The organism is Aequorivita sublithincola DSM 14238 (assembly GCF_000265385.1).
Lineage (GTDB): Bacteria > Bacteroidota > Bacteroidia > Flavobacteriales > Flavobacteriaceae > Aequorivita > Aequorivita sublithincola.
Map to the genome: position 1 here is coordinate 394,144 of NC_018013.1, position 22,383 is coordinate 416,526.

Below are 22,383 nucleotides of genomic sequence, written 5' to 3' on the forward strand. Positions count from 1 at the left end.
CCTTCAAATTTGAAGGACCTTTTTTTTATATCACATTTGGGTTATTAAAACAAAACACAACCCTAGGTTCATCTCCTGACGCATAGCTTTTTATAGAATACTAGATTATTAATTAAATCAAAATATAGCTCACATATTGATCAAGCCTATTTAGTTAATTATTTATTTTTTTATAAAAAGCAATTAGTTGGCGCAATAACTTTGTATATTGCGGCACAAATAAAAAATAATTAAAAATTTACATTATGAAAAAAACTTACGTTTTAGCACTCCTTTTAGTTGCATTTACTTTTTCGTCTTACGCCCAAGTTGAATTAACTGATGATTTTGAATCTTATACTTTAGATCCAATTTCTGCTCAAGCTCCACAATGGAGACCATGGTCCGGTGTTGATGGCGGCGCTGATGATGCTAACGTTGTTGATGACGAAGCTAATTCTGGATTACAATCTGTGTTAATTCCAGGAAACGTCCTTACTGACCTTATTTTATTAGTTCCATCTGCTCCAACTAGCGGTATGTACACAATACAATTTCAAGCTTTTATTCCAACAGGAAAATCAGGTTACTTTAATATGCAAGCTGCATTAACCCCAGAAGGAACTGCTTGGAACCAAGCTTTGATGGGTGGTAACGTTTTCTTTAACTGTGACGGTGCTTCAGGTGGTTTAGGTACTATCGATGAAAGTCCAGCAGGACAAGAATGTACTATTTCTGCAGCAAGCTTTGCTTATCCAGAAGATCAGTGGTTTAAAGTTGACTGTGTTTATGACCTAGACGCACAGACTTGGGATATGTACATTGATGATATCCAATTCTTTTTTGCACAGCCTTTTGCCTTTAACACACAAGTGTTTATTGAATTAGCTGGTCTTGATTTCTACTCAGCAAGTGCAAACAACCAAATGTTTATTGACGATGTAGTTATGGGTCCAAATATTACTGCAGGTACAAATGATGTTGAAGCAAACAAATTTTCAGTATATCCAAACCCAGTAAAAGATATGTTGAACATTAAATCTGTTAGCGCAATTGATAACGTTACTGTTTATGATATCTTAGGAAAAGTTGTTCTTCAAGAAAATCCTGGAAAAATTTCTCCAGCTATCAACATGAGCGGTCTTGCTTCTGGTTCTTACTTAGTTAAAGTAACTATTGGAAACACTTCTAAAACAGTTAAGGTTCTTAAATAAAACACTTAAAAAATCTCTATTACCAAAAAGGCTCTTCAAAACTGAAGAGCCTTTTTTTATTTAATGGATAGCTCTATTTCTTCTGCTGAATCATAAATTCAACAAATGCTTAAACAAAATATGACTAGAATAATGTATTATTAACAAAGTTAAATTGAAGTAATATTTTTCGTATCTTAATATCTCAATATTAAACAATTAAAAATTGAATGTTATGATAAAAAAATACCTTATCGCACTTCTTTTAGGTGTATTCACCTTTTCATCTTACGCTCAATATGAACTTTTTGATGATTTTGAATTTTACAATATAGGCCCAATTTCTGTACAAGCTCCCCATTGGAGAGCTTGGTCTGGCGATAATGGTGGCTTAGATGATGCTATTGTTCTAGATGTGGAATATTTTTCCGGTTTACAGTCTCTTTATATAGAAGGTTTAACCGACATATTATTATTAATTCAATCTACACCAACATCTAATGTTTACGCAGTTCAATTTAATCTATTGATTCCTGGAGGAAAATCTGGGTATTTTAATATGCAAGCTGCCAGCACTAAAGATGGAATTCCATGGAACGGATCATTGATGGGTGGCAATGTTTTCTTTAACTGCGACGGTGCTAGCCCAGGTTTCGGTATTGTTTCAGGAGTAAATGACTGTACTGCTTTTGACCAATCATTTTCGTTTCCAGAAGACCAATGGTTTAAAGTTGATTGTATTTATAACCTAGATGCCCAAACTTGGGATATGTATATTGATGATATCAAAGTTATAATTAATCAGCCTTTCGCTTTTGGGTCTCAAGTATTTGTTGAATTAGCAGCGATTGAGTTCGCCTCAATAAGTGTTAATAATCAAATGTATATTGATGATGTAGTACTGGGTAATCCCCAAATAGGAGTGGATGATTTTACTGCGAACAAATTCTCTGTATATCCAAACCCAGTAAAAGACATGTTGAGCATTAAATCTGCCAATGCTGTTGACAATGTAACTGTTTATGATATCTTAGGAAAAGTAGTTCTTCAGGAAAATCCTGAGAAAATTTCTCCAGCTATCAACATGAGCGGTCTTGCTTCTGGTTCTTACTTAGTTAAAGTAACTATAGGGAACAACTCAAAAACAGTGAAGATTCTTAAATAATGAATTTTAAAAATCTTTTTTACTAAAAGGCTCTTCAATATCGAGGAGCCTTTTTTATATTTGGAAAAACAAAAATCCAAAACCTATGTGGGTCAAAAAAATATTCCTAATCTGTTCAATATTTACTTTAATTTCTTGCGCTGAACTTCAGCAAGTAGTAAATACACTTCCCACACAAACTGGAGTTGGTATCGGTATGGATCCAACTATGATCGCAAGTGGATTACGCCAAGCCTTAGATTTAGGTATAGACAAACAAGTAACCAAGCTTACTCAAAGGGATGGTTTTTATGGTAATCAATTAGTGAAAATTTTGTTACCCCAAGAATTACAGAAAGTAGATCAGACCCTTCGTGACATTGGTTTGGGTAGTTTGGCTGATGAAGGTATTAAAGCTCTGAATAGAGCAGCTGAAGACGCCGTAAAACAAGCTACGCCTATATTTGTAAGCGCAGTAAAAGATATAACCTTTAACGATGCAAAAACCATACTTTTAGGTCCAGACAACGCAGCTACAAATTATTTGCAACAACGAACTAACACCGCCCTATATTCGAAATTTAATCCCGTTATTAAAAAATCTTTTTCAAAAGTTGGTGCTGATCAAATTTGGAGCAATATAATTACTAAATATAATTCAGTGCCGTTTGTTACCAAGGTAAATACAGATCTTACGGATTACGTTACCAATGAAGCATTAAGCGGTGTATATAAAATGATTAGTGTTGAAGAAAAAGACATCCGAAATAATATCTCGTCGCGAACTACCTCATTGCTAAGACAAGTTTTCGCACTTCAGGATTAAGAAATACTATGAATATTAACATAAGACTCGTGAATTTCATAAGTTTTATGATAGCCTTAACCAAGCATTAATACAACCTTTCCTTTTCCAAAGGTATCTTTGTCCTACAGATAACAGTAGAAAAATGATAAGTTGGTTTAGAAGAAAATCCAAGGTTGAAATACTTAAAGAAAAGTATACCTCTTTAATGAGACGTTCTTTTGAAATGTCTATAAAGGATTCCGCAAAAAGCGAAAGATTACATAGCCAAGCCGACAAACTTTTCAGAGAAATCCAATATCTTTCACTTAGACATATTGAAAATTAATTTCTCAGTGAATTGTTTTAAAATAGTCGAAAGCATTTATTAAACGAGTTCCATACCAACTGAAATATTCTCCATCTACCAATTTCACCTCAACATCAATTTTGTTTCGTATTTCTGAAATATGCTCCTCTTTGAATGGATAAGGTTCGGATGATAATAATACTACTTCCACACTTTTCAAATCTTCCCAATTCACCTCGGGATAACGAGAATTTTCTTCAGAAATAAAGTTTTCAAAATTATTTAGCGTTAAAAGCGAATCAATAAATGTATCTTTTCCCGCAGCCATAAACGGGCTTTTCCAGATTAGATAAAGAACTCTTTTCGATGGGAAATCATTCATATACATTTTGAAATCGGCTAATTCCAAATGAATTTTTGAAATTATTTGTGAAGCTTTTTCGGTAATTTCAAAAATAATCCCAAGCTTTTCAATCATTTCCAGACAATCTGGAATCGTTGAAATATCACTCACCCAAACAGGGGCGATTTCTTCTAACTGAAGCACCATTTCTTCTGTATTCTCTTCTTTATTGCAAACTATAAAGTCTGGATTAAGCGCTCTTATTTTATTGAAATTGACTTTTTTGGTTCCTCCAACAATGGTCTTTTCCTTTCGCAAATCTGTTGGATTAATGCAGAATTTAGTAATCCCCACAATACTATCTCTCAAGCCAAGATCAACCAACAATTCCGTTTGAGACGGAACTAGCGAGACTATTCGTGAAGGAATTTTGGTAAGGTTTATTTTTCTATTAAGTTGATCAATGAACTCCATCGAGAATAGCTTTCATTTCAAACTGAATCTTTTTCGCTTCACCAGCTGCAGCTTCTGCAAAATCATCGTTCTTGGAAGCATAAATAATTCCTCGTGAAGAATTCACAAGCAAGCCAATATTGGAATTCAACCCATATTTACAAACATCTCTCAAATTTCCGCCTTGCGCTCCAATTCCAGGAACCAATAAAAAACTATCAGGAATTATTTTACGAATATCCGTAAAGTATTCAGCTTTAGTAGCTCCAACAACATACATTAAATTTTCACTATTTTTCCACTGTTTTGAAGTTTCTAAAACCTGTTTATAAAGTTCTTGTTCGCCAACTTTTTTAGTTTGAAAATCATAAGCACCTTCATTAGAGGTTAACGCCAACAAAATGGTATGTTTATTTTCGAAGGCAAGAAAAGGTTCAATAGAATCCTTCCCCATATAAGGCGCAACGGTTATAGAATCAAACCCCAAATCTTCAAAAAAGGCTTTTGCGTAGCGCGAAGAAGTGTTCCCAATATCGCCTCGTTTTGCATCAGCAATGGTGAAAATTTCAGGATAGTTTTCGTTTAAATAGTTTATGGTTTTTTCTAAGGACTTCCACCCTTTTATTCCGTAGGCTTCATAAAAAGCCGTATTGGGTTTATAGGCAACTGCAAATTGATGGGTTGCATCAATAATCGCCTTATTAAAAGAAAAAATTGGATCTTCTTCTTTCAAAAAAAATGCTGGAATTTTTTCAAGATCAACGTCGAGTCCAACGCAAAGAAAGGAATTCTTTTTTCTAATTTCTGAAATTAGTTGATTGGTTGTCATGATAAATTCAATTTAATTCTGTCTGAAGTTTTATAAAACGTAAGACTGTAAGACATAAGACGTAGGACTATTTCTGCTCACTAAAAGTATTACAATTTAATTATCATTTTGTCCTACGTCCTAAGTCCCACCGTCCTAAATCATTACTTAAAACGTTTCGCCTGTTTCCTTTAACTTTTCAGTATTACTAACCAATTGCAACTCATCTATTATTTCCTGAACATCGCCATTCATAATATTTCCTAAGTTGTAAAGCGTAAAGTTAATTCGGTGATCCGTAACACGTCCTTGTGAATAATTGTAGGTTCTAATCTTTGCGCTACGGTCTCCACTGGTTACCATAGAGCCACGTTTTAGGGCATCTTCAGCCTGTTTTTTCGCCAGCTCCATATCATATAAACGAGAACGAAGCACTTTAAATGCCTTCTCTTTGTTCTTATGCTGCGATTTTTGATCTTGACACTGCGCCACCAATCCAGTAGGCACGTGCGTAAGTCGCACCGCAGAATAGGTAGTGTTCACAGACTGTCCTCCAGGTCCTGAAGAACAAAAGAAATCCACACGAACATCTTTTGGATTAATTTCAATATCAAAATCCTCGGCTTCTGGAAAAACCATCACGGTTGCAGCGCTGGTATGCACTCGCCCTTGCGTTTCAGTTTGCGGAACCCTTTGCACACGGTGAACGCCTGCTTCAAATTTTAAAGTTCCATAAACGTCGTCTCCTTCAATTTCAAATTGAATTTCTTTAAAGCCGCCGCTAGTTCCTTCATTTAAATCTATTACGTTGGTTTTCCAACCCCTACCTTCACAGTATTTTGTATACATTCTAAAAAGGTCACCTGCAAAAATACTGGCTTCATCACCACCTGTTCCTGCTCTAATCTCCATAACGGCATTCTTAGCATCTTCGGGATCTTTGGGAACTAAAAGAAATTTTATTTCATCTTCTAAAATTGGCAAACGGGTATTTGCTTCATCTTGCTGTAGCTTTGCCATTTCAACCATTTCGGCATCGCTTCCGTCAGAAATCAGTTCTTCGGCCTCAGTAATATTATCCGTAAGTTCTAGATATTCTGCACGCTTGTCCATCAAAATTCTTAAATCTTTGTACTCTTTATTCAACTGAATATAGCGCTTTTGGTCGCTCATAATATCTGGTTGAATTATAAGGTCGCTCACCTCGTCAAAACGTTGTTTTATTATTTGAAGCCTTTCTAACATATAGATTTTATAATGGGTGCAAATTTACAATTTTTTAAAGGAACTATTTTTGACTGTAAAGAGATATTCAGTTAATAAATGAACTCTCCATAAGCCGACCTAATTGTAAGCTTCTTTTTATCAGAAGCTTCCACCCTACCAACAATTTGCGCATCAACCTCAAAAAATTTAGAAATTTCAATAATGGTTGCCGCAATTTCCTCAGGAACATAAAGTTCCATTCTATGACCCATATTGAATACTTGATACATTTCCTTCCAATCTGTTTTGCTTTCAGATTGAATCAGTTTGAAAAGTGGCGGAACTTCAAAAAGATTGTCTTTTATGATATGGAGGTTTTCAACAAAATGAAGAACTTTTGTCTGAGCACCACCACTGCAGTGTACCATTCCGTGAATTTCTTTATTGCTGAATTGCAACAAGATTTCCTTAATGATAGGCGCATACGTCCGAGTAGGCGAAAGCACGAGTTTTCCAGCATTCAAAGGACTATCTTCAACAGAATCCTGCAGTTTTTTTGAACCTGAATAAACCAATTCTTCTGGAACCGAGGCATCAAAACTTTCAGGATATTTTTTGGCGAGTCGCTTTTCAAAAACATCGTGTCTTGCGGAGGTCAATCCATTGCTGCCCATACCACCGTTATATTCCTTTTCGTAAGTAGCTTGGCCAAAAGATGCTAAACCAACTATAACATCACCAGGCTTTATATTTGCGTTGTCAATAACTTCACTGCGTTTCATTCTGGCTGTTACGGTGGAATCTACTATGATGGTTCTAACAAGATCACCTACATCTGCGGTTTCACCACCTGTGGAATGGATTGTAACGCCAAAACTTTTAAGTTCGGCTATAAGTTCTTCCGAACCATTTATAATTGCTGAAATAACTTCGCCAGGAATACGATTTTTGTTTCGTCCAATGGTGGAGGAAAGCATAATATTGTCTACCGCTCCCACGCAAAGAAGGTCGTCAATGTTCATTATTAGTGCATCTTGAGCAATACCTTTCCAAACAGATAGGTCTCCTGTTTCTTTCCAGTATGTGTAAGCCAGTGAAGATTTCGTGCCCGCTCCATCGGCGTGCATTATCAAGCAATAGTCATCATTACCGGTTAAATGATCGGGAACAATTTTGCAGAATGCCTTCGGAAAAAGACCCTTATCAACATTCTTGATAGCGTTGTGCACATCTTCCTTACCTGCCGATACGCCTCGTTGTGCGTATCGTTTTGAAATCTCTTTACTCATTAGATATTGTTAAGCCGCAAAAGTACGGATTAAAAAAAAGCCCACAAAGGTGGGCTTTTAAGGTTTTCAATATTTTTTGCTTATTCCCAATCGGGCATAAAGGCATTTGTAAATAATAGCCGATCATTTTGCGTTTGACCAAAAGTATAGGAATAAATATCAGGAATGGCATTGGTATTACTCTTTACTCTTGTAAATATCACCCCACCTTCTGAAGGAGAAAATCTTGCGTCTAAATCATTTTCACCCAATATAACATCAGTTTCTAACTGCGCTGGTGGATTTCCGCTTCCTATGGTGTAATAAAAAATGCGGCTCTCAGAAATTCTATAGGAGGAATTTTGGTCTCCACTTAAATCATGTGTATAGATTACATTAATCCCATTTGAAGAAATATCAATTCCACCCGCTGCTCCATTTACATTTTCAAGGATTATTGTCTCTTCTGAGTCTGGATTAAGTCGTGCGGTATATATACGCACTCCATATCCATTTGGGTTATTTGTTTTTAATAAAACTAAATCGTCATCAAACTCTGGAACAGCAACTTCTGAGATAAAAGCACCATCGCTTGTTGTGTACTCCAATTTAAACCCACTACCATCAGAATTTATTGAATACAATTTGTCAAAATAGGGATAATAAAGTTTGCTGTCATTTTGCGCCCAAGTAAAATCCAATTCTTCAGTTCGGAAACCTGCCAATGGTCTTTGCGAAGTAATTTGTTTTACATCGGTTCCGTCATATTTCATTGTAAAAATATTCGTATTGCCTCCAGAGTTCCGCAAAAAAGCTATCCGTTTTAGAAGGTTACTCTTTCGAGGCCTAAAACTATTTGTATTATCACTTGTAAGTTGTAGCACATTAAAATCTGGGTCTGGTTGCTGTCCGTTCCCCGGATCCATATCTTCGGCTCCAGAATATATAACCAAATTATCATTTTTTTTCTTAACAAAAAGAAATGGGTTGTCAGGTAGCGTAAGTGTCTTAAATTCACTAATAATTGAACTTACAGGGTCGTTATTATTGTCCGAAACTGTTACCTGCCAAAAATATTTAGTTGCCAACTGAAGATTACTAACCGTATAGGTGGTGTCCTTACCCACTTCAAAAATTTGCATCTCGTTAGTCGATCCATTTCTTAAATCTAAAGTGCAAGTAAGTTCATCTCCTTCGGGATCAGAAGATTCCCAAGTGAATATTACTTCAAGTGGTAACTCCTCTGCTCCGTCTTCTGGTGTTACTAACGTAGGTGCTAAAGGTGGAAGGTTTTTAGTAGTTGTGACACTCAGCTCAAATGACACCTTCGACAAGACACCCTCAATAACGGCAGTAGATTCAAATCCAGCTGTATATCCAGCCAGCTCAGCTTGAACAGAATAGTCGTCAACTAATATATCATTCATCCTGAAGTTACCCAAACTATCAGAAAATACGGTTGTAGATGCTGGACTGGTTGTGATTTTTACATTTTCCAAAGCTTTACCCGTAAGTTTATCGGTAACCTTTCCCGAAATATTTCCTGTGAGCACCACATCTATAGTATCTTCGCTACACCCAAAGTTGATTAGGAAGAAACTCGCAAAAACTAAGTATATATATTTTTTCATCTGATCTATATTGAATTATAGTTTAAAATAATAATTGAGGCCCAGTCCAAAATTATAATAAAAATCGTTTCGTTTTCCCTGAACAGCTTTTTCAAGTTTATCAGTGAAAACAAGGTTGTGCTCCCCAAACAGTTTTACTCCTATTTTTTTTGAAATATAATATTCCAGACCTACCCCATACTGTACTTTAAAAAAGGGCTCACCAGTATCGAAAACATTCTCATTTCTAGGATCTAAAAGAGCTATTATAACCCCAGAACCGGCATAAATAAATGGTGTAAACTTGTCATTGGGTAATAATGCAAACTCACCATTTATATCGGCGCTTGCAAACACATTTCTATATTGCCTGCCATTATCAATCCTGAAAACAGATGCTTTTAAATTTGCATTGAAAAAGCGTCCAAAACGCCTTTGGTATTCCAGACGTGCCAAAAATCCTACATCCTGCGTGCTATAATCATTATCGGGTAAATTGCCTCCCAATGATATTGACAGTGCATTTTGCGCTTCCCGCCCCACTTGCAATCTATCAAAGAGTAATGTGGATTCATCTTTTTCCTTTTCCGCAAGATAGTCTGTCACTAATTGATCATTTACTTCTTTTCCACCTTGCGAGCTCCAAAACTGTTTTTGAATACCTTCGATTATAAGATCACGCACCGCTTTTTCTATGGCATCTTTCATAGCTATTTGAACAGGCTCATTTTGTGTGACACCAGTCTCCGCTTCCAATAATTTTTGAAATTTAACAAAGCGAAAAAAACTGGCATCAATTGCTTGCGAAAGAATTGTTTTTGAAACATATACCGTTTTCAAAATTTCTCCATTGCTGGTTGAAACCGCCCGCAAATAAACGGTTATTCTATCCTGTCTATATTTTGCTGATCCTCCCACACCAAAATAACGCGCTCCTATCCCACCAGTAATAATGTTAGTATCGTAAGAGATTACACCACCCTCCAAAATTAGCCCAGCATATAAAAGTGGTGGTAGTGGCGGCTCATCAGGGTTTAAGTTTTTTATATATTCCTTCTTAGTGTTGCGAATAATATTACGCTCAGTAGATAGGTTGCTCAAATTTTCCCGTTCAATGGGAATAAACCATCCCGAATCTTCCAAGGCTTTTATTAACATTGTTGTTCCTCCTTGAGAAATAGCCGTGCTGAAGGTACTGCCGCTTTCAACAGCTTTATACTGCCCTGTTTGGTCACTAAAATTATAGACTGCGACTTCCAAAGGCTGAGCCGCTTGTGGCAGATCCAAAAGGGGTTGGGTAGATTTAGAAAATTCTCCAGTGCGGGAAGCCTCTTGATACAATGGTGGATTAAAAAAGGCTCCACAGGAAGAAAATAATAAGACTCCAATCAAGGAAATTGTTCTGAAAAATATCTTCATGAAATAAATTTAATTTGGGATTATAACTTGTGTTTCCTCGCCAGTGGAGATATCTAATATATTTATTACCAATCCTTCATCAGATTGAAAAATTTCAATATTTAAGCTGCCAAAAGTATAAGTTCCTTCTTGACTAAAATCAATTCCACCAAATTGTTGCTGGAGTAGTCCCCTCGAAATTTGACTCAACAATTGCTTATTCAGTTGGTCTCCAAACTTTTCCAGTTCAGAACGCTGATCCCTTTGATTGGCGGGGGCGGTAAAGCTATTTTGGGAAGTGGCTGAACTTAGTAGCCAGTTATAATTGAAGGTATCTCCTCCAAAAGCAGGGTTCAACGGTTTATAAGAAAACTGTTGAGCGAAACCCGCAGTTCCAATAAATAACAATACAGTTATAGAAAGTAGTTTAAATATCTTCATCTCAATATTGGGTTAAGGTGTTATCTTTTTGTTTTTGAAGTTGTTGAAGATACGCAATGCATCTGTCTAATGCCGTCTTAGCCATACTCTGTAAATAAGATTTTTTAGGTTGCGAAAAAAATTGCCACAATAATTGGTCGTCTATTTTTACAGAAATCCTTGTGCTTCGCATCCTTCCTGGAACTTCATCAATCACTATGTTTTTTATTGTCTGTATTCCACGATTATAATATTCTGAATAAAAATATTTATAAAAATCACGTCCCGCTTTGGTCAAGGCATTTTCCACCACCAGACCATTCATTATATAACCATCTTGAGGAGCTGCCTGATCCTGACTTATAGCCTCTTCTTGAGGAGAAAGTTTGTCTTTAATTATTTCCTGATATCCCTTTTCTGAACTTAACTCAATACGGTCCTGCCCTACGGGTTTGTCGTCACTGTCATATAACATGAGCACCAGCGTAATTTTTCCTTCAGTATTGTAATTTACGGTTACTGTGGAGAGCACTTTTTTTTCATTCCCCTTCAAAAAGAAAAGATCAGATTGGTTGCTTCTAGTAACGTTATTGTTGGCATCCGTTTGATAAAGACTGAAATCATATTTAAGATCAATATCCGTCGGGGTAATGTTTTCCGCGGACGCGGCAAAGGTGAAGAATTCACTGTTCTTTTTTACAAGAATCTTACTAACATACTCTTTATTGTAGAATTGCGCATTCACACCGAAGGTTATGAAAAGCGTAATTACGGCTAAGAGATAATTTTTTATTTTATCAATATGTGTTTGAAAACGGTTCATTTAGTAAAAACTTCTCACTATTATTGTAGGCGAGGCTTCCGTTTGTCTAAATTTTAACGATTTGGTAAGCTCGTTTACACCTTCGCGCTCAAAGTTTAGATTACTCCCGTTCTGAATAAGATCCAAGGAAATATCGGCATCTGGATTGTTTACAAAATCCCTAATACGGTTGTTATTACCATTTTGTATAAGATCTGTCACAGCTGTATTAGCGGTATAATCTAAATTAGTATTGTTATAATCTCCATTTTGGAGAAGATTTATTTCGCTAGCATTAGTATTGGTTACAATTCTAGAAGTATTGAAATCACCTATTTGGCGAACATATACGGAATTCCCCTGAATAAGTGCATTTTTAGGGTTGGGCGCAGTTATAATCCCCAAGTTTGTCAGCATTTCGGGTGAAACATTTTCACCTTGTATAATATTTTTGTCGCCATTGGTATTATTGTCCTCTGGTTTGTAGGTTTGGCCAGAAATCGTCGGTATAAAAAAGGCCGAGAGCAAGATACCAAATATTACATTTTTTATTGTTGTCTTCATCATTTGCATTTTTAAGTTACCTCTACGCAAGTCTGGATGCTGTAAAAATCTCTTTCTAAAAGTATCCTTGCCTGTGCCGCTAAAACAAAATTATTACTAATAGCGGTTTTACACATGCTTGCTCTAAAGATATTAATTTTTATTAGAAAGGAGGGCATAAACTGCCCTCCTTTTTCATTTTAAATAAGTGTATTAAACTTAGAGTGGCTTAGCAACCCTGACATGGAGCTCCTATTACAACATCTGGTAATGAAGGAGGACACTCTAATTGAACTGGATCTGGGAAGAAACAGTGTTCAGCATCAGCAGCCCAATCACCACCTGGACCTAATTGTAATACATCTGCCATGTTACCATTACCATTTTGGTAAATACCAGCAGTATGACCTAAACCTCCTTGAGATTTTTGAACTAACAACGCTTGGTTAGCATTACCATCTTGTGAGATAACACCATAATTGTCATCATCTTGGTAGCTAGCAGCTAAGTTTCCATTTCCAGAAAATTGTCCCAAGTACATAGTATTGTTGTCACCAATTTGTCTTGAATAACCCTTACCATTAGTTCCATACTGTCCAAAAGAAACATAGTTATCATCTCCTGTTTGATCAATACGTCCGTAGTTATCAGCACCGGTCTGAGCTTTAAAGATCTCATTGCGATCTCCATTTTGGTTATCTTCTGAATAGTTACTATCTCCAGTTTGGTAAACAAGATTATTTATGTTACCGTTTCCAATTTGTATTTGTAAAGCTTCACCATTGGTTCCAGATTGATTTAAATTAGCAGTGTTACCATCTCCAAGTTGGGATTGTTCTGCTATATTTTCAGAACCTGATTGTGTAGCGGACAAGGTGTTGTTATTACCATCTTGTTCTGCCGTACTGCAGTTTTCTTCACCTGTTTGGTTGATATTAGCAACATTATTAACAGCGTTATAATTAAGAAGACTTTGCAGCACTAACGATTTGTTTTCACTACCATCTTGAGTAATGTTTACTGTACCATCTGTACCATCTTGATGTGTACGAGCTTCGTTTTCATCTCCATCTTGCGTTAATGTAGCAACACTATTTGAACCTCCGTGTTGTTCTACTCTTGCTTTATTGTCTTCACTAGCGGTATTGTTTGTACCTTGGTAGATAAAAGATGATGCATTAGTTGGAGGCGTGAATTGAGCTTGATCTACATAAGCCTGGTTGTTAGTACCTAGCTGATCAATAGTAGAAGAATTATCGTCTCCTCGTTGATATACCATAGCACGGTGTGAGCCATCGCCACCACCATTAGCTTGATCAATAGTAGAGATCAACCTCTGACCTGCTTGTCTAACATACACTCTCTGGTCGTCGCCAGTTTGCGTAGAATTCGAGGTGTTTTGTGCAAATGCAAAACCACCAATCATTAGCGCTACAGCGCCTAAAATTACTTTTTTCATAATGTAAAGATTTAAAGATTAATATTTGGTTAAAAAAAATTCAGTTTTGAACAAGGAATTGCATCCTTGGATAATGAATAAACCATATTAAAATGATCTATTGATATTAAGGGGATATGTTTTAAAATGTATTTAAAATACATTATAGATAAAAGGGATACTTTTAAGACGAACCAGATTGATTAAAAACCAAAAGATTCTTTTACTAAGGGGATAGATTTGTTTTTTAACACTTCTTGAGGAGATGTGCTTATGATATTGCTATCACAATTACAATTCAAAGATGCAACAAAATATCTTAACACACAACTCGTTAGCAGGCCAATGCACTAAAAAGGGGGAAATCCCCCTTTTAAAAAAGGGTTTTCCCTAACAGTCAAACTTGATTTATCAGACAAAAAACTAAAAAATATCGATGAAATGCATAAAAATTGACTTTAACATAATATGTTAAATTTTTGTTAAAAAAATTTATGTTTCAATGATAATAAAATTTTGCGATGTTAAAACTTGGAGTATCTGTTCTTTAGAAACATTTCAGATTTACATTTATCTTTCTAGCACAACTAATGAATAAAAAAAGTATGGGGCGTTTTTAAAAATGCCCCACACTTTTTTTACTTAAAGGAACTGTTCCTTGTATTACTTATAAAATACTTAGTTCTGGGTTGCCTAAATACACAAAAAGCCGTCCAAATATAATTTGGACGGCTCAATTATCTGAAAGATTAAAAATATTTTAATATTTATTTCGTGAAAAGCAGCTCACGATACTTAGTTAGTGGCCAAAGTTCATCGTCCACAAGCAATTCTAACTTATCACAGTGATAACGAATTACTTGGAAAAATGGTTTCACTTCATCGCAATATGAAAACGCACGTTTTTCTCCATCTTCAATCTTATTTGCTTTTTTGCGGGCGTCAATCATATCTGTAATTCCTTTATTGATTTTTGCTATGTGCTCGCTAATCTCCTCTATTAAATGCATCTGTTCGGTAGAGAATTTTTTAAAATCAGCTCCATAGATGTTTTTTAAGCCTTGAACGTTTTCAATTAAAATATTTTGGTAACGTATCGCCGTAGGAATTACATGATTGCGAGCAATATCGCCCAATATACGTCCCTCAATCTGAATTCGCAGTGCGTAGTCCTCCACTTCTATTTCGTGACGCGCCTCCAGCTCAACCTTGCTCATAATGCCAAGGCCTTCAAAAAGGGCGATGGTTTTCTTTGAAACTTTAGCCTTTAAAGCCTCTGGAGTTGTTTTATGATTGCTTAAGCCACGCTTTTTAGCTTCCTTTTCCCAAGCTTCACCATAGCCATCACCTTCAAAACGAATTCTTTTGGAATCCTTTATATATTCCTTTAAAACATTGAAGATGGCATCATCCTTCTTCATCTTCTTCTCTTTAATAAGAGCGTCCACTTCAGTTTTAAAATCAATAAGCTGTCTTGCCACAATGGCGTTTAGCACAGTCATCGGGTTTGCACAGTTGGCGGTAGAACCCACAGCGCGAAACTCAAACTTATTTCCTGTAAAGGCAAAAGGCGAAGTACGATTGCGGTCTGTATTGTCCAATAAAATTTCCGGAATTTTACCTACAACATTAAGTTTTAGATCAGTTTTTTCTTGTGGAGATAGTTTGCCGCTGGTAACTTTTTCAAGTTCATCCAATACACTTGTAAGCTGGGAACCAATAAATGCTGAGATAATTGCTGGTGGAGCTTCGTTGGCGCCCAAACGGTGATCGTTACTTGCACTGGCAATAGAAGCGCGAAGCAATTCTTCATGATCGTTGACTGCCTTTAAGGTATTTATGAAAAAAGTCAAAAACTGAAGGTTCTTCATTGGGGTGCTTCCAGGACCTAATAGATTTACACCAGTATTTGTAGCCAAAGACCAATTGTTATGCTTTCCGCTTCCGTTTACGTTTGCAAAAGGCTTCTCGTGGAATAGCACTTTAAAGTTATGCTTTTGTGCAATTTTGTGCATTAAGTCCATTAATAAGGAGTTGTGATCCACGGCCAAATTTGTTTCTTCAAAAATAGGAGCCAATTCAAATTGGTTCGGCGCTACTTCGTTGTGGCGTGTTTTCACAGGAATTCCTAAAAGCATGCATTCTGTTTCAAGATGGCGCATAAAATTTAGCACTCGCGCTGGTATGGAACCAAAGTAATGGTCATCCAATTGTTGTCCTTTTGCTGAAGAATGCCCCAATAGTGTTCTTCCCGCCAAGGAAATATCTGGCCGTGATGCTGCCAAAGCGCTGTCAACCAAAAAGTATTCTTGCTCCCAGCCCAAGGTTGCAATCACTTTTGTAACGTTTTTATCAAAATATTTTGCCACAGCAGTTGCTGCACTGTCAACGCTTTGAAGTGCTCGCAATAAAGGAGTTTTATAATCTAGCGCTTCTCCAGTATAAGCAACAAAGACGGTTGGAATACAGAGGGTGGTTCCATAAATAAATGCTGGGGAAGTTGGATCCCAAGCAGTGTAGCCACGTGCCTCAAAGGTGTTTCGAATTCCACCATTTGGAAAACTAGACGCGTCAGATTCTTGTTGCACTAATTGTTCACCGCCAAATTTTTCGATTGCGTGCCCATTTTCCATTGTTTCAAAAAAGGCATCGTGCTTTTCTGCAGTTGCTCCCGTTAATGGCTGAAACCAGTGCGTATAATGCGTCGCACCTTTTGCAATTGCCCATTCCTTCATTCCTGTAGAGATATGGTCTGCAATATGACGTTCAATTTTAGAGCCATTTTCCACAGCATCCATTACACTCTTAAAAGAATCTTTGGTAAGATACTGCCGCATAGCAGCTTCATTAAAAACGTTTTTTCCGAAGATCTCGGAACGTCTTTCTGGTTCAGTAACAGGAATAGGAACTCTATTATAGGTTTCCTTAATTGCATGAAATCTTAGCGTTGGCATAATATGTTTTTAGGGTTTGACAGCGCAAAAGTATAAAAAACATAATCACACCCCCTAAATTTCATATTAAATTTATACAAATAATGAATTAAGTTATAAACACCCCCTAAATATTAGGGGATAAAAGAATAAACTAGCTATTTATGGTAAGTGCAATAAAAATAGCATAGGCAATAAATAGAAATATTCCTCTCTTTCTGCCCAATTCAAATTTCTTGGGAAGAAATGCTAATGGAACTAAGATAGCGGCAAAACCAATCATCCAAAAAATATCATTTGTCAACACTTCAGGGCTTTTTACTGCAATGGGTTGGATAATTGCAGTAATACCCAATACTGAAGAAATATTAAATATGTTTGAACCTATTAGATTTCCAAGTGAAATTGCCTTTTCCTTTTTGAGCGCGGCGATTACCGAAGCAGCCAACTCTGGAACACTAGTACCCACAGCAATCATAGTTACGGCAATTACGCGTTCGCTAATGCCAAAGCCTTCCGCTAAGGACACGGCACCGCTTACTAAGAGTTCGCTACCTCCATAAAGGGCAAGACCGCCGATTAACAACCAAACAATTATTTTGAAATTAGAAGTTTTCGACAATCCTTCATCAATACTGTCGTCAACAGGCTCGCTACCTCTTTGGTTTTTGGCCCTCTTAATCAATATGTATAAATAAACAGCCAATACAAGTAACAATGCCACTCCTTCTGAACGGGAAATTTGCAGGCCGCTCTTCAAAATAAAATAGAGCCCTACGGAAAGCAACATCATTACGGGCCAATTAAGCTTATAAAAATCTTTATCAATAGCCAAGGGAGAAATTATTGCTGTAATACCTAGCACCAAACCTATATTTGCAATGTTTGAGCCTATTACGTTGCCGAGGGAGATATCAGAAAAGCCGTTAAGCGCAGCCTGTAAACTAACCAAAAGCTCTGGTGCCGAAGTGGCAAATGACACAACGGTAAGCCCAATTACCATTTTTGAAAGATGGAGTTTAAATGAAAGCGCTACGGAAGAACGAACCAAGAACTCTCCCCCAACCACCAACAAAACCAAACCTAAAAAAAGCAGTAAATAATCCATTGAAATATAATTGCCCGCGAAGATACTAAATGCCAAAAGGAAATAATCGTATATTTGTTACTATCCCCAAAATTTTAATCTATTAAAACTACAATCCTTTTTTGGACTAATGTTTGATTTAAAGTATTTATAAAAACCAATATTATGGGAACACTCAAACAACTTTCACTTTTTTGTATTCTGATTTTTAGCGCCTTCGGGCTTTCTTCCTTTACATCGAAGAATTTAGTAGTGAAAATTTTAGAAACCGATTTGATGATAGAAAAACAAATTACGGTGACGATTACCAAAAACACGACGCTGGAAGAACTTGAAAAAATCAAAAAACAAATGGTAGATGAAGGATTGCAGTTTAATTATTCAGATGTAAATTACAATGAGAATAATGAAATTATTTCTATTTCTATTTATTATAAGGACGCAAATAACAACTCGGGAAACTATAGCGTAAGCAGCAAAAACCCTATAAATGATATTGCAATAATTTCTGAAGGAGGCAGGATTTCCGTTACAAGTGTTGGCAGCTCAAACCAATCTTTTATAAGCCAAGGAAGTGGGGTAGAAAATTCTAAAAATGCTGAAAAGTCCTATGAAGAACACAAACAGCGTATGAAGGAAAGAAGCGACCAAATGGAAATGGAAATGGAAGAACGGATGCAGGCAATGAAGGAAAGACAAGCTGAAATGAGAAATAATATGCAACAACGAAGGGATAGTATTAGGATGTTGCAACAGCACCAAATTAAAAGCGCTACCGCTTTTAATGGAAATTCGAACCTGATCACCAAAAGCAGTACCGATTTAGAATTAGTGGAACTTCAAAAAATTTACAAAGCTGAAAACATTTCCTTTTCGTACAACGATTTAAAACGTAATGACAATAACGAAATAACGCATATTTCCATAACCATAGACAACCAGAACGGTTCAGTCTCTACTTCAACATTTGGAAATGAGGAAGAAACCATTAAGAATATTTCAATTGCAGTAGATAAACAGCATACGATTATGAGAAGTGTGGAATAGGTTTTAACTTCTTTTTAAAAAATATTAATTTCAAAAAAGTTAACCTCAACAGTAAATTATAATTAGATGAAAAAGAAATTCTTTCAGTTTCTGGCGAAGACTAACAAGAAAATTTTGCCAAGCTTCTCAAAAGAAGGAGTTGATTTAGCAAAGGCCTCAAAATTTCAGTTGGCACTGTTTGCATATAAATTATGGGTAACAAAAAATTCTTTGGACTAATATTTCAGCAATGATTTTACTGGGTGATTTTGCAATTTCTTAATTCCGTTCAAAAACTCAAGTTCAATTAAAAAATTACATTGGACAATCTCGCCTCCCAATTTTTCTATTAAATTGCAAGCTGCCCTTGCCGTACCGCCTGTAGCCAGAACGTCGTCGTGCAGCAGTACCCGCTCTCTTTTTTTAATGGCATCTTCATGAATTTCGAGCGCGTCCATACCATATTCTAATTGATACGGTTCCTTTAAGGTGCTGTATGGAAGTTTTCCTGGCTTGCGGATTGGCACAAAACCTGCGTTCAATTTTTGTGCAAGTAGTGTTCCGAAGAAAAACCCTCTAGATTCAATACCTACAACTTTATCAATTTTTGAATCTCCAACCATTGCAACCAATTGCTGCAAGCAAAAACTGACGGCATCCTTGTTTGCCAACAAGGGTGTAATGTCTTTAAAATGAACCCCTTCTTTTGGAAAATTTTCAACATTTCGAATATATTCAGATAAATTCATTTTTTAAGGTTTTAATTTGTCTTGCAATTTAAAAAGAAATATATTTGCAACCGCTAAAAGCGAAATTAAATTGGCCTTGTGGCGCAACTGAATAGCGCACCTGATTACGGCTCAGGAGGTTCCAAGTTTGAATCTTGGCAAGGTCACATAGAAAAAACCACGTTGTAAAAAAACGTGGTTTTTTTATGCCCGAAAGTTCGCCGCAATCGCTTTTTTTGACTAATTTGGATTCTTAAAATAAAGAGAATGACCAAGATCGTAAAAGACGCAGATAACAAAAAAGAAAAAGATTATATCCTTCAAGACAATAAAAAAACCCGCTTTGGTGCAGGTTTTATAATTGCTGTGTTAATATTATTAATTGTCGGAGTAATTATTTCCGGACTATATTTTGAATGGTTTTAGACTATTTCTGCACTCAATCCAGCTTCTAACAGCATAGAGCATCGGGGTTTTAATTCGTCAAAATCACCTGTTTTTACAGTGCATTTTCCTTTATAATGAACAATGATGGAACACTGCTCAGCCTGTTCTGGCGTATGTTCGCAAGCGAAGATTAGGCTATTTATTACGTGGTCAAACGTGTTTACATCGTCATTGTAAAGCACGATTTCATTTTGGTTGCTTTCCTTTTCTACGACCGATACATCTTCTTGAATTTTTTCCTTGGTACTCAAAACGTGTTATTGTTAATTCGTTAATTTGGGATTTGTTTATTTGGCAATCGTAAATACTAAATTACAAATTTTGCTGCAACCCATCTATTTTTCTCTTTGTTTTCAACGAAAGTGAAACCTAAATTATTGCAAGTTTCTGTGATTGTTGGCAGATCTTCAATGTAAAAACCGCTCAAATAAAGCTCTCCGCCATCATTTAAACTATTTCTATAGGTTTCCATATCATTCAAAAGAATGTTTCTGTTGATGTTCGCAATAATCACATTATATTTTCGGCCTGAAAGCAAGGATGCATCACCCAGAAAAACGGAAATATCCTCACAATTATTTCTCTGAATGTTTTCCAATGAATTTTCAACACACCAATCGTCAATATCAATAGCGTCCAATTTTGAAGCGCCGCGCATTTCAGCTAAAATAGCTAAGACGGCAGTTCCACAGCCAATATCTAATACAGTTTTTCCTTCAAAATCATTTTCCAAAATAAATTGGAGCATCATAAAAGTGGTTTCATGATGACCTGTTCCGAAGGACATTTTGGGTTCTATTACGATTTCATATTCGAAATTCCTCTTTGGGTGAAATGGCGCACGAACGGTACATTTTCCATCAACTTCAATTGGGTCAAAATTCTTCTCCCATTCCTCATTCCAATTCACTTGTTCTATTTCAGAAGAAGTATATTTAATCTTAAACTCTTCAGAATCAAGAATATTGACATCTTCCAAAATAGTTTCGTTCCATTCGTCCTTTTGAATATAAGCGGTGACGCCTACTTCCGTTTCTACAAAACTTTCAAAACCTGCGTAACCCAATTCAGCAATCAGAATTTCAGTTCCTGGTTGGAGTGGGGTCACTTTAAAATCGTATTCTATATAAATATGCGACATAATAATTTAATTATTAGACCCAAAACTTAAGCGAAACAAGATGTTTGCTTTATCCTGTATCCCTTTAGTCCTGTTTCTTTTTTAAAAAGAATTTACAATATTCATAAAACTTTCCACCTTTAGCGCAGCTCCTCCAATAAGGCCTCCGTCAACGTCAGCTTGTCCGAAAATTTCAGTCGCATTATCTGGCTTTACACTTCCGCCGTAAAGGATTGAAACGTTAATGGCAATATTCTTTGAATAGTTTTCCGCAATAGTTTTCCGGATGAATTTGTGCATTTCCTGCGCTTGCTCGGGGGTTGCTGTTTCGCCGGTTCCAATTGCCCAAACTGGCTCATAAGCAATAACTAAGTTTTCCCAAGATTTATCTGATACGTGGAAAAGTCCTTCCATTAGTTGCTTTTTTATTAGTTCAAAATGGTTTCCGTTTTTTCTATCATAAATCTCTTCACCTATGCAGAAAATAACGGTCATCTCATTTTCGAGTGCGGTATTCACTTTTTCTGCAAGAACAGCGCTATCTTCATTAAAAAAAGCGCGGCGTTCACTATGGCCTACAATAACGGTTTCGACTCCAACACTTTTTAGCATTTTAGCAGAAATCTCTCCTGTAAAAGCACCTTCCTTGCTTTGGTGCATATTTTGAGCTACAACCGTTACTGGATGCTCATGTAACGATTTGAATGCCTGATTTAAACTGGTAAATGGCGGCGCAATCATTACGATTACATTTTCTGGGAAAACCTGCTTTTTCAGTTCGACCAGAAATAGCTCGGTTTCGGCCAAATCATTGTTCATTTTCCAGTTTCCTGCTACTATTTTTTTTCTCATTTCAATTCTTTTAAAAGATTTTCATCATTTGTTTCAATGGCTTTGTAAAGGCTTATTTCTCCTTCAGGATTTACCACCATATATCTGGGAATCCAATCTAAATCTATCGAAGAACAGAACGCACCTTTCCAACCCGAAGGTATAAAATAATTTTCGCCAACAACGCCGTATTTTTCAATTCCGTGCTTCCAACTTTCCATTTCCTTATCTAACGACAAAAACAAAAATACAACTTCAGAATTTTCTTCGCGAAGCTTTTGCACCTTTGGCATTCCGGCGATACAATCTTTACACCAGCTCGCCCAAATGTCTATGAAAACCGTTTTGCCTTTGTATTGCCGAAGTACTTCGGAAAGGGTTATTTCTTTGTTGTTTTCTGATAGAAAAACATCGTTTAAAGCGGCTTCAGTAAAGGTTTTTTGCTGTGCTTGGGCGAAGGTGATGGATAAGAAGAGGAAGACGAATATTGTTTTCATAAAATTTTATTTTTA

General features: G+C 36.3%; 24 protein-coding genes and 1 tRNA gene. 8 read left to right on the forward strand and 17 right to left on the reverse strand.

Annotated features, from left to right (window positions below; translation table 11 throughout):
* Positions 1-245: 245 nt before the first annotated feature.
* From AEQSU_RS01935 to AEQSU_RS17060, 4 genes are all read left to right on the forward strand, one after another.
* A complete protein-coding gene (locus AEQSU_RS01935; protein WP_014781167.1) occupies positions 246-1,193 on the forward strand; it encodes a T9SS type A sorting domain-containing protein in 948 nt (315 codons plus the stop codon).
* Positions 1,194-1,407: 214 nt separating this feature from the next.
* Positions 1,408-2,337: a T9SS type A sorting domain-containing protein gene (locus AEQSU_RS01940; RefSeq protein WP_014781168.1), complete on the forward strand. Its 930-nt coding sequence runs from the start codon at positions 1,408-1,410 to the stop codon at positions 2,335-2,337.
* 85 nt (positions 2,338-2,422) lie between these two features.
* Positions 2,423-3,142, forward strand: coding sequence for a DUF4197 domain-containing protein (locus tag AEQSU_RS01945; RefSeq protein ID WP_014781169.1), 720 nt, complete (start codon positions 2,423-2,425; stop codon positions 3,140-3,142).
* A gap of 124 nt (positions 3,143-3,266) precedes the next feature.
* A complete protein-coding gene (locus tag AEQSU_RS17060) occupies positions 3,267-3,449 on the forward strand; it encodes a Lacal_2735 family protein (protein ID WP_014781170.1) in 183 nt (60 codons plus the stop codon).
* Positions 3,450-3,453: 4 nt separating this feature from the next.
* Here the strand turns inward: AEQSU_RS17060 and AEQSU_RS01955 are convergent, their stop codons facing one another.
* From AEQSU_RS01955 to AEQSU_RS02010, 12 genes are all read right to left on the reverse strand, one after another.
* Positions 3,454-4,227: an ABC transporter substrate-binding protein gene (locus AEQSU_RS01955; RefSeq protein ID WP_014781171.1), complete on the reverse strand. Its 774-nt coding sequence runs from the start codon at positions 4,225-4,227 to the stop codon at positions 3,454-3,456.
* Complete coding sequence (gene pyrF / locus AEQSU_RS01960) at positions 4,214-5,035, reverse strand: orotidine-5'-phosphate decarboxylase (protein WP_014781172.1); 822 nt, start codon at positions 5,033-5,035, stop codon at positions 4,214-4,216. The genes AEQSU_RS01955 and pyrF overlap by 14 nt, the downstream gene beginning before the upstream one ends.
* 147 nt (positions 5,036-5,182) lie before the next feature.
* Positions 5,183-6,259, reverse strand: a complete 1,077-nt coding sequence (gene prfA / locus AEQSU_RS01965; protein ID WP_014781173.1) for a peptide chain release factor 1 — start codon at positions 6,257-6,259, stop codon at positions 5,183-5,185.
* Positions 6,260-6,330: 71 nt separating this feature from the next.
* The gene (locus AEQSU_RS01970) at positions 6,331-7,509 is read right to left on the reverse strand and encodes an AIR synthase related protein (protein WP_014781174.1); all 1,179 of its coding nucleotides are present in this window, start codon (positions 7,507-7,509) and stop codon (positions 6,331-6,333) included.
* Between the two features lie 80 nt (positions 7,510-7,589).
* Positions 7,590-9,119, reverse strand: a complete 1,530-nt coding sequence (locus AEQSU_RS01975) for a carboxypeptidase regulatory-like domain-containing protein (RefSeq protein WP_014781175.1) — start codon at positions 9,117-9,119, stop codon at positions 7,590-7,592.
* 15 nt (positions 9,120-9,134) lie between these two features.
* Positions 9,135-10,517, reverse strand: coding sequence for a CsgG/HfaB family protein (locus AEQSU_RS01980; RefSeq protein WP_014781176.1), 1,383 nt, complete (start codon positions 10,515-10,517; stop codon positions 9,135-9,137).
* 9 nt (positions 10,518-10,526) lie between these two features.
* Entirely contained in the window at positions 10,527-10,937 is a 411-nt protein-coding gene (locus tag AEQSU_RS01985; protein ID WP_014781177.1) for a curli production assembly/transport component CsgF, read from the reverse strand.
* Between the two features lies 1 nt (position 10,938).
* Positions 10,939-11,739: a CsgE family curli-type amyloid fiber assembly protein gene (locus AEQSU_RS01990; protein ID WP_014781178.1), complete on the reverse strand. Its 801-nt coding sequence runs from the start codon at positions 11,737-11,739 to the stop codon at positions 10,939-10,941.
* A complete protein-coding gene (locus tag AEQSU_RS01995) occupies positions 11,740-12,285 on the reverse strand; it encodes a hypothetical protein (RefSeq protein WP_014781179.1) in 546 nt (181 codons plus the stop codon). It lies immediately after the preceding gene.
* Positions 12,286-12,490: 205 nt separating this feature from the next.
* Entirely contained in the window at positions 12,491-13,720 is a 1,230-nt protein-coding gene (locus AEQSU_RS02000; RefSeq protein WP_014781181.1) for a curlin associated repeat-containing protein, read from the reverse strand.
* 746 nt (positions 13,721-14,466) lie between these two features.
* The gene (locus tag AEQSU_RS02005) at positions 14,467-16,653 is read right to left on the reverse strand and encodes a glutamine synthetase III family protein (RefSeq protein ID WP_014781182.1); all 2,187 of its coding nucleotides are present in this window, start codon (positions 16,651-16,653) and stop codon (positions 14,467-14,469) included.
* A gap of 133 nt (positions 16,654-16,786) precedes the next feature.
* Positions 16,787-17,740 carry a calcium/sodium antiporter gene (locus AEQSU_RS02010; protein ID WP_014781183.1) on the reverse strand — a complete coding sequence of 318 codons (954 nt, stop codon included), beginning with the start codon at positions 17,738-17,740 and terminating at the stop codon, positions 16,787-16,789.
* 144 nt (positions 17,741-17,884) lie between these two features.
* On the opposite strand from AEQSU_RS02010, the gene AEQSU_RS02015 reads away from it, so the two are divergent.
* Together AEQSU_RS02015 and AEQSU_RS02020 are read left to right on the forward strand one after the other, a co-directional pair.
* Complete coding sequence (locus tag AEQSU_RS02015) at positions 17,885-18,766, forward strand: hypothetical protein (protein WP_014781184.1); 882 nt, start codon at positions 17,885-17,887, stop codon at positions 18,764-18,766.
* Between the two features lie 66 nt (positions 18,767-18,832).
* Positions 18,833-18,985, forward strand: coding sequence for a hypothetical protein (locus AEQSU_RS02020; protein WP_014781185.1), 153 nt, complete (start codon positions 18,833-18,835; stop codon positions 18,983-18,985).
* Here AEQSU_RS02020 and AEQSU_RS02025 read toward each other — a convergent pair.
* Positions 18,982-19,494, reverse strand: a complete 513-nt coding sequence (locus tag AEQSU_RS02025) for an adenine phosphoribosyltransferase (protein WP_014781186.1) — start codon at positions 19,492-19,494, stop codon at positions 18,982-18,984. The genes AEQSU_RS02020 and AEQSU_RS02025 overlap by 4 nt on opposite strands.
* Positions 19,495-19,566: 72 nt before the next feature.
* On the opposite strand from AEQSU_RS02025, the gene AEQSU_RS02030 reads away from it, so the two are divergent.
* Together AEQSU_RS02030 and AEQSU_RS16755 are read left to right on the forward strand one after the other, a co-directional pair.
* Positions 19,567-19,640, forward strand: a tRNA-Arg gene (locus tag AEQSU_RS02030).
* 100 nt (positions 19,641-19,740) lie between these two features.
* A complete protein-coding gene (locus AEQSU_RS16755) occupies positions 19,741-19,899 on the forward strand; it encodes a hypothetical protein (RefSeq protein WP_014781187.1) in 159 nt (52 codons plus the stop codon).
* Here AEQSU_RS16755 and AEQSU_RS02035 read toward each other — a convergent pair.
* The 4 genes from AEQSU_RS02035 to AEQSU_RS02050 form a co-directional block, all read right to left on the reverse strand.
* The gene (locus AEQSU_RS02035; RefSeq protein WP_014781188.1) at positions 19,896-20,171 is read right to left on the reverse strand and encodes an ATP-dependent Clp protease adaptor ClpS; all 276 of its coding nucleotides are present in this window, start codon (positions 20,169-20,171) and stop codon (positions 19,896-19,898) included. The two genes, AEQSU_RS16755 and AEQSU_RS02035, sit on opposite strands and share 4 nt — an antisense overlap.
* Before the next feature lie 56 nt (positions 20,172-20,227).
* Positions 20,228-21,061, reverse strand: coding sequence for a 50S ribosomal protein L11 methyltransferase (gene prmA / locus AEQSU_RS02040; RefSeq protein ID WP_014781189.1), 834 nt, complete (start codon positions 21,059-21,061; stop codon positions 20,228-20,230).
* An 81-nt stretch (positions 21,062-21,142) separates the two neighbouring features.
* Complete coding sequence (gene tpiA, locus AEQSU_RS02045) at positions 21,143-21,892, reverse strand: triose-phosphate isomerase (protein WP_014781190.1); 750 nt, start codon at positions 21,890-21,892, stop codon at positions 21,143-21,145.
* Positions 21,889-22,368: a TlpA family protein disulfide reductase gene (locus AEQSU_RS02050; protein ID WP_014781191.1), complete on the reverse strand. Its 480-nt coding sequence runs from the start codon at positions 22,366-22,368 to the stop codon at positions 21,889-21,891. Before AEQSU_RS02050 ends, tpiA begins: the two co-directional genes overlap by 4 nt.
* Positions 22,369-22,383 lie beyond the last annotated feature (15 nt).